Source organism: Flavobacterium sp. R1_16, from assembly GCF_057652095.1.
Window position 1 is genome coordinate 374,774 of record NZ_JBYFCG010000002.1, and the last position, 13,574, is coordinate 388,347.

The 13,574-nt window shown below is 34.8% G+C and carries 11 protein-coding genes; 7 read left to right on the forward strand and 4 right to left on the reverse strand.

What is annotated here, in order from left to right:
* Positions 1–6 precede the first annotated feature (6 nt).
* Entirely contained in the window at positions 7–2,238 is a 2,232-nt protein-coding gene (locus AC23L6_RS06025; protein ID WP_487560915.1) for a cation:proton antiporter domain-containing protein, read from the forward strand.
* A gap of 62 nt (positions 2,239–2,300) precedes the next feature.
* Here the strand turns inward: AC23L6_RS06025 and guaB are convergent, their stop codons facing one another.
* Entirely contained in the window at positions 2,301–3,773 is a 1,473-nt protein-coding gene (gene guaB / locus AC23L6_RS06030; RefSeq protein WP_487560914.1) for an IMP dehydrogenase, read from the reverse strand.
* Positions 3,774–3,928: 155 nt separating this feature from the next.
* Between guaB and AC23L6_RS06035 the strand changes: the two genes are divergently transcribed.
* Positions 3,929–6,451: a cation-translocating P-type ATPase gene (locus AC23L6_RS06035; RefSeq protein ID WP_487560912.1), complete on the forward strand. Its 2,523-nt coding sequence runs from the start codon at positions 3,929–3,931 to the stop codon at positions 6,449–6,451.
* On the opposite strand, the gene AC23L6_RS06040 is transcribed toward AC23L6_RS06035, so the two are convergent.
* Together AC23L6_RS06040 and AC23L6_RS06045 are read right to left on the reverse strand one after the other, a co-directional pair.
* A complete protein-coding gene (locus AC23L6_RS06040) occupies positions 6,448–7,311 on the reverse strand; it encodes a hydroxymethylglutaryl-CoA lyase (RefSeq protein WP_487560911.1) in 864 nt (287 codons plus the stop codon). The two genes, AC23L6_RS06035 and AC23L6_RS06040, sit on opposite strands and share 4 nt — an antisense overlap.
* Before the next feature lie 46 nt (positions 7,312–7,357).
* The gene (locus AC23L6_RS06045) at positions 7,358–8,377 is read right to left on the reverse strand and encodes a quinone-dependent dihydroorotate dehydrogenase (protein WP_487560910.1); all 1,020 of its coding nucleotides are present in this window, start codon (positions 8,375–8,377) and stop codon (positions 7,358–7,360) included.
* 281 nt (positions 8,378–8,658) lie between these two features.
* Here AC23L6_RS06045 and AC23L6_RS06050 point away from each other — a divergent pair, with 281 nt between their 5' ends.
* The 5 genes from AC23L6_RS06050 to pepT all read left to right on the forward strand — a co-directional run bounded on the left by AC23L6_RS06050 (position 8,659) and on the right by pepT (position 13,218).
* On the forward strand, positions 8,659–9,681 hold the full coding sequence (locus AC23L6_RS06050; protein ID WP_487560909.1) for a hypothetical protein: 1,023 nt from the start codon (positions 8,659–8,661) through the stop codon (positions 9,679–9,681).
* Between the two features lie 21 nt (positions 9,682–9,702).
* Positions 9,703–10,674, forward strand: coding sequence for an MBOAT family O-acyltransferase (locus tag AC23L6_RS06055; RefSeq protein ID WP_487560908.1), 972 nt, complete (start codon positions 9,703–9,705; stop codon positions 10,672–10,674).
* Between the two features lie 69 nt (positions 10,675–10,743).
* Positions 10,744–11,154: a hypothetical protein gene (locus AC23L6_RS06060; protein ID WP_487560906.1), complete on the forward strand. Its 411-nt coding sequence runs from the start codon at positions 10,744–10,746 to the stop codon at positions 11,152–11,154.
* Between the two features lie 195 nt (positions 11,155–11,349).
* On the forward strand, positions 11,350–11,769 hold the full coding sequence (locus AC23L6_RS06065) for a hypothetical protein (RefSeq protein ID WP_487560905.1): 420 nt from the start codon (positions 11,350–11,352) through the stop codon (positions 11,767–11,769).
* Between the two features lie 159 nt (positions 11,770–11,928).
* Positions 11,929–13,218 (forward strand): peptidase T, encoded by a 1,290-nt coding sequence (gene pepT, locus AC23L6_RS06070; protein ID WP_487560904.1) that lies wholly within the window; start codon positions 11,929–11,931, stop codon positions 13,216–13,218.
* Between the two features lie 52 nt (positions 13,219–13,270).
* On the opposite strand, the gene yajC is transcribed toward pepT, so the two are convergent.
* Positions 13,271–13,543, reverse strand: coding sequence for a preprotein translocase subunit YajC (gene yajC / locus AC23L6_RS06075; protein ID WP_487560903.1), 273 nt, complete (start codon positions 13,541–13,543; stop codon positions 13,271–13,273).
* Positions 13,544–13,574: the final 31 nt, after the last annotated feature.

Here is a 13,574-nt window from a genome sequence, read left to right on the forward strand (position 1 = left end):
CAATGTATGAGTGCAATTGCAACGACTTCACATCATTTAGAACCACTAATTAGTGACCTAGGGTTAATTCTCTTGACAGCGGGAATTGCCGTTTTATTGTTTAAAAAACTAAAGCAACCTCTTGTTTTAGGCTATCTAATTGCAGGCTTTTTAGCAGGTAATCATTTTGACTTTTTTCCATCGGTGACAGACAGTAAAAGTGTAGAAGTTTGGGCTGAGATTGGTGTTATTTTTCTGTTGTTCAGTCTAGGACTAGAATTTAGTTTTAAAAAATTGATGAAGGTCGGCGGAACAGCTTCTATAACCGCTACTACGCAAATTGTATCCATGACATTTATTGGTTTCCTCGTGGGGCAATGGATGGATTGGTCCAAAATGGATAGTATTTTCCTAGGAGTTATTCTTTCTATTTCATCTACAACCATAATTCTGAAAACATTTGATGAACTGGGCGTAAAGGCTCAAAAATTTGCAGGAATTGTCATAGGTTCGCTCATCGTTCAAGATATTCTTGCCATATTAATGATGGTGTTATTATCTACAATCGCTGTTAGTGAACAATTTTCGGGAGGAGCATTGCTGCAATCCATTTTTAAACTACTGTTTTTCTTGACGCTTTGGTTTGTAGGTGGCATCTTTTTTATCCCCACCTTACTCAAAAAAGCAAAACATTTACTTACCGATGAAATGTTACTTATCATTTCAATCGCACTTTGCCTAATGATGGTCGTTTTAGCAGCTAATGTAGGATTTTCACCTGCACTTGGTGCGTTTATCATGGGCTCTATCATTGCCGAGACGACACAGGCTGAGCATATAGAACACTTGGTAAAACCTGTCAAAGATTTATTTGGTGCTGTGTTTTTTGTATCCGTTGGAATGTTAATCAATCCACAGGCATTATACGAACATGCTATCCCTGTTTTAATCTTATCTCTGATTACCATTTTTGGGCAGTCGTTTACCTCAACAATTGGTGCATTGCTTTCTGGTCAACCTCTTAAAGAATCGGTACAAACGGGAATGAGTTTATCGCAAATTGGTGAATTCTCCTTTATTATTGCAACATTGGGTACAACCTTGAATGTAACAAGTTCATTTTTGTATCCAATTGTAGTAGCCGTCTCGGCAGTAACTACTTTCAGCACGCCATTTATGATAAGAATGTCAACTCCATTTTCAGAGTTTTTGGCTAAGAAATTACCCCGGAAATGGATAAAGAGAATCGAAAGATATAGTGCCAACACCCAATCTATTAAATCCGTAAGTAATTGGCAAAAAGTGCTGAACTCTTATCTCACTCTTGTTATAGTAGTATCGGTCATTATAGTGGCAACTATTTTGCTTTCATCTCGATTCATTTTGCCATTGGTCGAAAATTTCAAATTTGGGAATGCATTAGGAGCTTTGATAACTTTAGTCTTTCTATCTCCTTTCTTGTGGGCACTTTCGATGAGACGAGTTGCAGCAGAAGAAGTCTCCATTTTGATGGAAGAACGCAAATATCGAGGACCAATTATCATGATGATTTTGTTTCGATTGTTGCTAACCATATTTTTCATAGGATTTTTGTTGAATATCTTTTTCTCTCCTTCTGTGGCGTTAATTGCATTAATTATAGCCTTATTTATTTACTTTTTATTCCGAAAAAAATTAAATCAACAATACCATAAAATTGAAAATCACTTTTTGACCAATCTAAATGATAGAGAAATTACAAGAGCGAGAAGAAGTAGAAGTGATTTGTCTCCTTGGGACGGACATATGGCTTATTTTGAAATTGCCAAAGAGTCGAATATCATTGGAAAAACACTAAAAGAACTTCAAATCCGGGAGCAAATGGGAATTAATATTGCCTCAATAAAACGAGGTGATATTATGATTAATATTCCTAAAAGAAGCGATCGCCTATTCCCTAGTGACGAAATTTGTGTTATTGGCAACGATATGCAAGTCAACGAATTCAAAAACTACTTGGAGCAACATGAAATTGAAGTTCCTGCGTCCTCAAAAGAACCAGAAATTGTGTTGCGCCAAATTGAATTAAAGAATGATTCCTATATTGGAAAAACCATAAGAGAATCCAAATTAAGAGAAAAAACACACGGTTTAGTTGTAGGGATCGAAAAAAGAGGAAATAGGATTCTCAATCCAGAATCGGATATTGTTTTAGAGAAAGATGATATTCTTTGGATTGTAGGAGATAAAAAACTTTTGGCTGATTTGGTTCACGATTAGCCATAAAAAAGGTGCTGTCTTTTTCTGTCCAGCACCTAATGAATTGTATAACTATTTGATTTTTATCTTGAATAATTAGGAGCTTCTTTTGTAATCGTCACATTGTGTGGGTGACTTTCGTTAATTCCACTAGTGGTAATGCGAACAAAACGACCAGTTTCTTGTAAGGTTGCTATATCTTTTGAGCCACAATACCCCATACCTGCTCGAAGACCGCCAATAAATTGTTGCATACTTTCATTCAACTCTCCTTTGTATGGAACTCGACCAACTATTCCCTCTGGAACTAACTTTTTAACATCGTCTTCCACATCTTGAAAATAGCGGTCTTTAGAACCTTCTTGCATCGCTTCAACAGACCCCATACCACGATACGATTTGAATTTTCTTCCTTCAAAAATAATAGTTTCTCCAGGTGATTCCATAGTTCCTGCAAGCAATGAACCTAACATCACAGCATCGGCTCCTGCAGCAATTGCTTTTGGGATATCCCCAGTGTAACGAATACCACCATCGGCAATGATTGGAACTCCAGAACCTTTTATAGCATTAGCTACTTCAAGCACAGCCGAAAATTGTGGAAAACCGACACCTGCTACAATACGTGTGGTACAGATGGAACCAGGACCTATTCCTACTTTTACACCATCTGCACCATTTTCTACTAAATACTTGGCAGCATCAGATGTAGCTATATTACCTACTACCACATCTATTTGAGGAAATTTAGACTTTACTTCTTTCAAAACATTGACCACACCTTGGGTATGACCGTGAGCTGTATCTATAATTATGGCATCAACACCTGCATTTACTAATGCTTCTGCCCTATTGACTGCATCTCCGGTAACTCCAATTGCAGCTGCAACGCGCAAACGCCCATATATATCTTTATTGGCTATGGGTTTCTGAGTTAGTTTTGTAATATCTCTAAAGGTTATTAATCCTACTAATTCGTATTTTTCATTTACCACAGGAAGTTTCTCTATCTTGTTTCCTTGCAAAACTACTTCGGCTTGTTCTAGTGAAGTGCCTTGGGCAACTGTGACCAAATTATTACTAGTCATCACCTCAATTATAGGTCTGCCATTGTTTCTTTCAAAACGCAAATCGCGATTGGTTACAATTCCTTTTAAGATTTTATTTTCATCTACAATGGGAATTCCTCCAATACCAAATTCTTTCATAGCATTTTTGGCATCGGCTACTGTTGAGGTTAGAGGTAAGGTTACAGGATCGATAATCATACCTGATTCTGCACGCTTTACTTTACGCACTTTTGCAGCTTGTTGCTCAATTGTCATGTTCTTATGTAAAACTCCTATTCCTCCTTCTTGAGCCATAGCAATAGCCATAGCGCTTTCGGTAACCGTATCCATGGCTGCTGATACGATTGGAACATTTAGAGAAATGTTTCTTGAAAATTTGGATTGAATACTAACTTCTCGAGGAAGTACATTTGAATAGTTGGGTACTAATAGAACATCATCATACGTTAAACCTTCTCCGATAATCTTTTTGTTGTGTGCGATCATTGCAATTTGTAGTTGTAGTTAAATTGCATGCAAATTTAGATAATCTTAAGCAATAAAGCACTTTAATTTCATCAAAAATGATTAAATTGCATTATAAATATTTGGTCTTTAATTCTTTTGTAAATCAAATGAAACGCTAACTAAAATTCATTCTTATGAACTCACAACATGAATCTTTTTTAGGCCTTACTGAAAATGAGGTTGTGATGTCAAGAAATACAAATGGTACCAACTCACTCGATCATCAAAATAAAAACAATTTAATTGCTTCGCTGATTGATATGATAATGGAGCCTATGTTTTTACTTCTTTTAATTGCAACAAGTATTTATTTTATAACAGGAGAATATGGTGATGGAATATTCATGACTGCCGCAATTGTATTAGTATCTACTATTTCCTTATACCAGGAATCGCGAAGCAGAAACGCTATTGAATCTTTAAAAAAATTAACACAACCCAAAAGTAAAGTCATTCGTGAGGGCAAAGTACAAGAAGTTCCAAGTGAGGAGATTGTTCTTGGTGATTTAATTCAAACAGAGGAAGGTACGTTTATTCCTGCTGATGGAGTCATTCTTCAATCGAATGATTTTTCCGTAAATGAATCGATTTTAACTGGAGAATCATTATCGGTTTTTAAAAGTGAAAAAACAGAAAATAATCGTGTTTTTCAAGGTACCATTGTTGCTAGTGGTTTGGCAATATGCAAAGTAACCGCCATCGGAAAACAAACTGAACTGGGCAAAATAGGTAATAGTCTGGCCAATATTGCCGAAGAAAAAACACCATTACAAATACAAATTGGGAATTTTGTAAAAAAAATGTCGCTCATTGGTTTATCTGTTTTCTTCATTGTGTGGGGAATTAACTACTATAATTCTAGAATTGTTCTGGACAGTTTACTCAAAGCGTTAACCTTAGCAATGAGTGTTATTCCCGAAGAAATTCCCGTTGCTTTTACCACATTTATGGCTTTGGGTGCTTGGCGCTTGATGAAAATGGGAATTATTGTGAAACAGACTAAAACAGTTGAAACTCTAGGAAGTGCAACTGTAATATGTACCGACAAAACAGGTACAATTACTGAAAACAAAATGGAGTTGGCGCAATGGTATTTGCTTTCAAAGAATACTATTTCTAATGTAAGAGATGAAATAAGTACGGAAGAACTAGAATTAATAAGCCTATCAATGTGGTCAAGCGAACCTATTCCTTTTGATGCTATGGAAATTGCCTTGCACGAAGCTTATGAAAAATTGACCCCAATAGATGAACGCTCCAATTATAAACTCGTTCATGAATATCCATTAAGTGGGCAACCACCCATGATGACGCACATCTTTGAAAACAAAACGGGTACAAAAATTATTGCTACCAAAGGTGCTCCAGAAGCAATCATAGCCTGTTCCAATTTATCTGAAAAGGAAACAAAGCAAATTCTCACTGCCATGCAAACTATGGCTAAAGAAGGTTTTCGTGTTCTTGGAATTGGTCTCGCTGAATTTTCTGGAAAAGACTATCCAAAAACACAACATGAATTTATCTATACATTCAAAGGTTTAGTTGCTTTTTATGACCCTCCAAAAGAAAATATAAAATCTGTATTTGAAACGTTTTACAATGCTAACATTCAGGTGAAAATTGTTACTGGAGATAATTCTGAAACCACATCAACTATTGCTAATAGAATTGGTTTTAAGCATGCTGACAAAATAATGAAGGGTGACGAACTAATGGAAATGAATGATGCAACACTTAATAAAAAAGTAATGGAAACCAGCATTTTTACTCGAATGTTTCCAGAAGCTAAACTCAAAATCATAAAAGCTCTAAAAGACAACAACCAAATCGTGGCGATGACTGGTGATGGTGTTAATGATGGTCCAGCATTAAAATCGGCTCATATTGGAATAGCTATGGGTAAAAAAGGAACCGAAATTGCAAAAGAAGCCGCTAATCTTATTCTCATTGATGATGATTTCTCTAAAATGACCGATGCTATCGCTATGGGCAGAAAAATTTATATCAATCTTAAAAAAGCCATTCAATACATCATTTCGATACATATTCCTATCATTTTAATCGTTTTTATCCCATTAGCATTGGGTTGGATGTATCCAAATATTTTTTCACCCGTTCATATCATATTCTTAGAAATCATTATGGGCCCTACCTGTTCCATCATTTATGAAAATGAACCTATGGAAAATAATTTGATGTTACAAAAACCAAGATCTCTCACTACTACCTTTTTTAATTTGAATGAAATAACCATTAGTATTGTCCAAGGACTAGTAATTACTTTAGGCTTGCTCTTTGTATATCAATATTGCGTTGGTGAAAATTTTTCTGAAAAATACACTAGAACGACCATTTTTTTGACTTTGATAGCCTCAAATATATTCTTGACTTTAGAAAACCGTTCTTTTTATTATTCAATTTTTACAACTATTCGGTATAAAAATAATTTGGTTTTGTTGATTATAGGAATTACGATTGCCATCACCGCACTATTGCTGTCTTTTCCTGTCTTTCTTAATTTCTTTTTGTTTGAAAAAGTAGATGGTATTCAGATTGGTTTTAGCATTTTAATAGGATTTGTATCCGTAATGTGGATTGAAATTTACAAGGCAATTAAACGTTCAGGATTGCTTACTAGTTCCAAATCAATAAATTAATGAAACTCATTAAATAATGTAGTCGCCACACCAAATGCTTTTTCAAATTGTAGCGAATTACTATTCGTAATTTCCTTTTGTGCATCAAAATATGATAATAGCTGCTCTGTAGGCATGTTTCCCGTTAAACTATCTGTTGCCATTGGGCAGCCACCAAAACCTTGAATAGCACCATCAAAACGGCGACAACCTGATTTGTATGCAGCGTCAACTTTTTCAAACCATTTATCTGGCGTAGTATGCAAATGAGCTCCAAATTCTATTGCGGGGTATTTAGGAATTAAATTAGAAAACAGATATGAGATAACTTCTGGCGTTGAACTTCCAACAGTATCCGAAAGTGACAAAATTTTAACGCCCATATTAGCTAGTTTTTCTGTCCACTCGCCTACTATGTCTACGTTCCAAGGATCTCCGTAAGGATTTCCAAAACCCATTGACAGATAAGCTACCAAGACTTTATTACTCTTGTCTGCAATCTCTAAAATCTCTTGTAAAGTAATTAATGATTCCGCAATTGTTTTATGCGTATTTCTCATCTGGAAATTCTCAGAAATAGAAAATGGAAAACCCAAATAATCTATTTGTGCATGTCCTGAAGCGGTTAGTGCTCCCTGAGTATTGGCTATAATTGCCAATAACTTACTCTTTGTTGTGGACAAATCTAGCTGACTTAAAACTTGAGTGGTATCCTGCATTTGAGGAATAGCTTTAGACGATACAAAACTTCCAAAATCTATGGTGTCAAAACCAACATCCAACAAGGATTGGATATAAGCCACCTTCCTTTCTGTAGGAATAAATGACTTTATGCCTTGCATGGCATCACGTGGACATTCTATGATTTTTATCGACTTCATATTCAGTCAAAGATAGGAAAGAATCGAATGAGATGAAATCGCATTCTTACAATCGTTCTAAAATCTTTTTATTTATTGCTTTTACTAATGCAGGTCCTTCATAAATAAACCCTGTATATAACTGAATTAAACTGGCTCCAGCGTCTAGTTTTTCTATTGCATCTTCTGCAGAATGAATGCCTCCAACTCCAATAATGGGGAAGGCTTTATTGCTTTTCTCAGATAAAAAACGAATCACTTCGGTAGAACGTTGAGTTAATGGCTTTCCTGATAATCCTCCTTTTTCAATTCTGTTTTCAGAGCGCAATCCCTCGCGCGAAATAGTTGTATTTGTGGCTATTACTCCTGCAATTTTCGTTTCCTTAACAATAGCTATAATGTCTAATAGTTGTTCATCTGTCAAATCTGGAGCTATTTTCAGTAAAATAGGTTTGGATTTTGGTTTCAACCAATTCTTATTTTGTAAGGTTTGAAGCAATACTGTTAGTGGCTCTTTATCCTGCAAAGCTCGGAGATTTGGCGTGTTTGGAGAACTTACGTTTACCACAAAATAATCAACATAATTATACAACGCGTCAAAACAAATTTCATAATCTGATGCAGCATTTTCATTAGGCGTATTTTTATTTTTTCCAATATTTCCGCCTATTAGAACACCTTTATTCTTTTTTAACCGCTCAACAGCTTGTTGAACGCCTCCGTTGTTAAAACCCATTCTGTTGATTATCGCGCTATCCTCTTTGAGTCTAAACAATCGCTTTTTTGGATTACCTTCTTGTGCTTTTGGGGTTAATGTCCCTATCTCAATAAATCCAAAACCAAAATTAGATAACTCAGAGTATAAGACTGCATCTTTGTCAAATCCAGCGGCGAGACCAACAGGATTTTTGAATTTTAACCCAAAAACTTCAGTCTCTAAACGTTTATCATTCACCTCATAAAAGGCTTTGATAAAAGCTGAAAAGCCGGGTATTTTTGATATTTTTTTAATTAAAGAAAAAGTAAAATAATGAACCTTTTCAGGATCAAACCAAAAAAGAATTGGACGAATGAGTAATTTGTACATGGTAGTTGTGTTGTGTGTTGCAAAAGTAAAACTATCCAACTGATTTGTAAAGTTTAGAGATGTTTTTATTTATTGAGTACTTAGTATTTTATACTCTAAAATCATTTTTTACTTTTTTTCGTGATTGTTAACAAAATAATTGTTCATAATTTTCTTGTTAAGACAAAGTGAAAAAGAAAACAAATACTTAATTTAGAGCACTTTATGATTTTAAACTTATATGATTTTAAAACATTAATCTGAAAATATGGAAAAAAAAATCGCTTTTGCAATCAGCAATTATGACCGTCATCATTGTAGTAGTGGTTGCTGGTCTTTGGGAACTGTATCTAAGAAATAACGGCAGAAAAGTATCTTATGATGATGGTCCACCACTCTGGTCTGACAAAAGAGAAATGGTTTATGAATCCCCGAATGAAGCTGTGGTATTCATAGGTTCTTCACGTATAAAATACGATTTAGACATTCCAACTTGGAATTCAATAACGAACGTGCATGCCATTCAATTGGCAATTGAAGGAAGTTGTCCTCGACCTGTACTTGAGGATCTTGCCAATGACCCTAATTTTAAAGGAAAACTAATTATTGATGTTACAGAAGGCCTATTTTTTTCAAATGCGCCTCACAATGCTGAAAACCCTAATAAAAACATCAACTATTTCCACGAACAAACTCCAGCACAACGCGCTAGTTTTATAATTAACAAACCTCTTGAATCAATGTTTGTGTTTTTGGATAAAGATCATTTGTCTCTCAATGCTCAATTGGATGAATTGGAATTAAAAAGTAGGCCTGGCGTATTCATGATGCCTATATTTCCAATGGATTTTGATCGATGCACCTTCGATAGGCAAATGTACATGACTCCAGCTTTCGTTTCAGATACTATCCAACGTAATAAAGTAAAAGGCATCTGGCAATTCTTTGCAAGCATGAGCAAAAAAGCACCTCCAATGCCCGAAAGTGAATTAGATGCCATTTTTAAATCGGTAAAAAATGCTACTGATAAAATCAAAGCGCGGGGTGGTCAGGTTCTTTTTGTAAGAACACCGTCTAGCGGCGCTTATCTTCAGGGAGAAAATATAGTTTTTCCAAGAGATAAATATTGGAATCGTTTGTTGAATGAAACCAAATGTCCCGGCATCCATTTTATGGATTATCCCTCAATAGCCCATTTTGATTGTCCTGAATTTTCTCATTTACAATTGAAAGATGCTGTAACGTTTACTCAAGAATTCATAAAAATAATAAACACTGTAAACGGCTGGAAAATAACTTCTTCAACTCAAGAAAAAACCAATTAATACTATCTAAATTCTCATATTATGGTATTTAACTCCTACACATTCATTGTCTTTTTTATTCTCATACTGTTTTTACACAACCTTCCATTATCATGGAAATCTAAGAAGATAAATTTATTACTCGCCAGTTATATTTTTTATGCGGCATGGAATCCTCCTTTCATTTTATTGTTATGGATGTCAACCGTAATCGATTTTTATGTTGGAAGATCACTTTATACACAAGAAAATCATTTCAAGAAAAAAATGTTGTTAATTCTGAGTTTGATTGGAAATCTTGGAATGCTAATTTTCTTTAAATATGGTACTTTTTTACTTGAAAATTTTGTTGCATTGTGTAATGCAGTAGGTTTTGATTACCATCCCGCTGAACCCAATATTATACTTCCTGCGGGAATTTCGTTTTATACATTTACCACCTTGTGCTACACAATTGATATGTACCAAAAAAGAAGCGAACCTGTAAAATCATTATTAGATTTTTCTTTGTTTGTTACATTCTTTCCTCACTTGGTTGCTGGGCCTATAGTAAGACCACCACAATTGGTTCCCCAATTTGAATCACCACGCAAAGCTTCATTAAAACAACTTACAGATGGATTATTGCTACTAACTCTTGGATTGTTTATGAAAGTTGTTCTAGCCGATAGCATGTTGTCAGCAACTGCAGATAGTGTTTTCGAATCAAAAGAGGTGCTACTTTCCCTAGATGCTTGGATAGGTGTTTTAGCCTTTTCGGGGCAAATCTTTTTAGATTTTGCTGGATACTCGACTTGTGCCATTGGAGTGGCGTTGTGTCTTGGTTTTGTTTTACCACAAAATTTTAATTATCCCTATGCAGCAATAGGCTTTTCTGATTTCTGGAAACGTTGGCACATAACTTTATCTTCATGGCTTCGTGATTATTTGTATATCCCTTTGGGTGGCAATCGTCATGGAAAAATCAGAACCTATTTTGCCCTGATGGGAACAATGCTTCTTGGAGGTCTTTAGCATGGAGCCAATTGGACTTTTGTAGCTTGGGGTGGATTACATGGAATTTATCTTTGGGTAGAGCGCTATTTGAAAGACAGACGCAATGCCGCACATATTCACAAACAACCATCAGATGCAATTGAAGTACGACGCCATCCTTGGATAAGCTTTTTCTATGCCTTACTCACTTTTATGTTAATCAATATTACTTGGGTATTTTTCCGATCGGACACTTTTGAAAAATCATGGCAGTTATTACAATCCATGTTTGGCATCGCTCATGATGGTAAAGCATTATTGACCACTTTAGCAATACTTAAAGTTGCCATAATCGTTCCTTTGATAGTCCTATTTCATTGGTTTATGAGAAACACAAAAGTCTTAGATGTAGCCTATAAATTATCATGGTTTTGGCTAGGTCTTGTTTGGTCGAGCCTTATTTTAATGCTAATTTGGGCACAAGAAAGTGGTAGTTCATTTATTTATTTCCAATTTTAACTCTTAAAAATTACACCAAAAAAAGCACCTAAAATCATTTCATTTTTTCAAATTCAAGCAGCTTTATTTAGCTGATTTTAAGAACAATAAAGATAACAATTAGTTAATAAAATGTTGTTGAATCCTATTTCAAAATTCACTACTTTTAAGTAAATTTATAGGGCAAATTGAATCTTAATTTAAATTGTTGAAATCATGAAAAACTGGAAAAAACAAACTGGAGTATGGATTGATTCTTCAGAGGCGGTCATAGTAACGTTTTTTGATGGAAAAGAAAACATAACCGAAATTAAATCGGGAATTGAAAACAAAATCTATCACGATGACGAAGGACATAAAGGTACTTTTTCGGGAAATCGACACGGTAATAATGAACAAAAATTTAGAGAACGCAACAAAAATCAACTGAACTCTTTCTTAAACAACGTAGTGTCTCAAGTTAAAGAATCTGATGAGCTGTTTATTTTTGGTCCTGCCGAGACAAAAACAAAATTACAAGATATCATATACCATGAAAAAGTAATCGACATTCATAAATTGAAATCCGTTCAAACGGCAGCTAAAATGTCTCCTAACCAAATTCTAGTCAACGTAAAAGATTTTTATAAAAATTAATCTTATAAGCGATTTTAGACACGTGTGATTACGCATGCTCAATTTCCATTCTTAGTTTGAGTATTTTGTGGGCTACTCAATTCTACACAGAAAACTATATTCATAACTTAGCCTAACTACGTTCATTCTATTTGTATCTTTGCTGAAATAAATTCAATCATGCAACATATCATTGACCGATTCATCAGCTACGTTACTATCGATACCGAATCTGATCCTCATTCAGAAACTATTCCAAGCACAAAAAAACAATTGGTTCTAGCCAATCTATTATTTAAAGAACTTAAAGCCATCGGAATGACCGAAGTCACAAAAGACAGTAATGGCTATATTATGGCGACTTTACCTAGTAATATCGAAAAAGAAGTTCCAACTATCGGATTCATTTCACATTATGATACTTCTCCAGATTTTACTGGTGCAAATGTAAAACCACAAATCATAGAAAAATATGACGGTGGAGATATCATCTTGAATGCTGAAAAAAATATCGTTTTATCGCCAAGTTATTTCAAAGATATATTGCAATACAAAGGACAAACCATAATCACCACCGACGGAACTACCTTGCTTGGTGCCGATGACAAAGCAGGACTTACCGAAATTGTTACAGCAATGGAATTCCTCATCAAAAATCCACAAATCAGACATGGAAAAATAAGAGTAGGATTTACACCCGATGAGGAAATTGGTCGTGGAGCCGATTTATTTGATGTCGAAAAATTTGGATCCGATTGGGCTTATACCATGGACGGAAGTCAAATAGGCGAATTAGAATATGAAAATTTTAATGCTGCTGGTGCCAAAATTACCTTCAAAGGAAAAAGTGTTCATCCTGGATATGCCAAAGGTAAAATGATTAATTCCATGCTCATTGCCAACGATTTCATTAATGAGCTACCCAGAAAAGAAATTCCTCAAGAAACCAGAGGATACGAAGGCTTTTTCCATGTTCATCATTTATCAGGGAGTATTGAAGAAACTGTATTGGAATTGATTATCCGTGATCACAGTGCCAAAAAATTCAAAAAACGCAAAGAATTGATTCACGATATCACCAAGAAATTCAATAAAAAATTTGCTAAACAATTTGGTGAAGACATTGTCGTTACTGAAATAAAAGACCAATACTACAACATGAAGGAAATGGTTAAACCCGTTAAATTCATAGTTGACTTGGCCGAAAAAGCCATGAAAGAGCTACACATTAAACCGATTATAAAACCCATTCGAGGAGGAACTGACGGCTCGAGATTATCCTACATGGGATTACCTTGTCCTAATATTTTTGCGGGCGGACATAATTTTCACGGAAAATACGAATATGTACCTGTTGAAAGCATGCAAAAAGCCATTGATGTTATTGTTAAAATCGCCGAGTTGACAGCAACATCAGATTTTTCAAAACAAGCAACTGAAATCGATAAAAACTCGAAAAGTAAAAAATAAGCCAAAAAAAATGCCTCAATTTCTTGAGGCATTTTTTTTAAATGAACATAGATTATTTTTTGTTCAACGCCAAACTCATTTCCATAGAAATAGCCGAACGTTCCATTTTTAATTTACCCGACATAGTTTCAATAACCACTGTAGTTTCTGCTAGTTCAGACACTTTACCGTGAAGACCGCTTTTGGTAATGATTCTATCGCCTACTTTTAAATCGGCTTCAAATTGTTTCTCTTGTTTTGCTCTTTTTTGTTGTGGTCGAATCATAAAGAAATAGATGACTACAAACATTAAAATAAAAGGTAAAAATTGTTGTAACTGTTGCATAATTTTTTGTTTAAAATTGTTTTATTGTATT

Excerpts from the sequence above, each read along its gene's own strand:
- yajC (WP_487560903.1), bottom strand. The coding sequence starts at position 13,543 with ATGCAACAGTTACAACAATTTTTACCTTTTATTTTAATGTTTGTAGTC.
- AC23L6_RS06025 (WP_487560915.1), top strand. The coding sequence starts at position 7 with ATGAGTGCAATTGCAACGACTTCACATCATTTAGAACCACTAATTAGT.
- AC23L6_RS06035 (WP_487560912.1), top strand. The coding sequence starts at position 3,929 with ATGAACTCACAACATGAATCTTTTTTAGGCCTTACTGAAAATGAGGTT.
- AC23L6_RS06055 (WP_487560908.1), top strand. The coding sequence starts at position 9,703 with ATGGTATTTAACTCCTACACATTCATTGTCTTTTTTATTCTCATACTG.
- AC23L6_RS06040 (WP_487560911.1), bottom strand. The coding sequence starts at position 7,311 with ATGAAGTCGATAAAAATCATAGAATGTCCACGTGATGCCATGCAAGGC.
- pepT (WP_487560904.1), top strand. The coding sequence starts at position 11,929 with ATGCAACATATCATTGACCGATTCATCAGCTACGTTACTATCGATACC.
- AC23L6_RS06045 (WP_487560910.1), bottom strand. The coding sequence starts at position 8,377 with ATGTACAAATTACTCATTCGTCCAATTCTTTTTTGGTTTGATCCTGAA.
- AC23L6_RS06050 (WP_487560909.1), top strand. The coding sequence starts at position 8,659 with ATGACCGTCATCATTGTAGTAGTGGTTGCTGGTCTTTGGGAACTGTAT.
- guaB (WP_487560914.1), bottom strand. The coding sequence starts at position 3,773 with ATGATCGCACACAACAAAAAGATTATCGGAGAAGGTTTAACGTATGAT.
- AC23L6_RS06065 (WP_487560905.1), top strand. The coding sequence starts at position 11,350 with ATGAAAAACTGGAAAAAACAAACTGGAGTATGGATTGATTCTTCAGAG.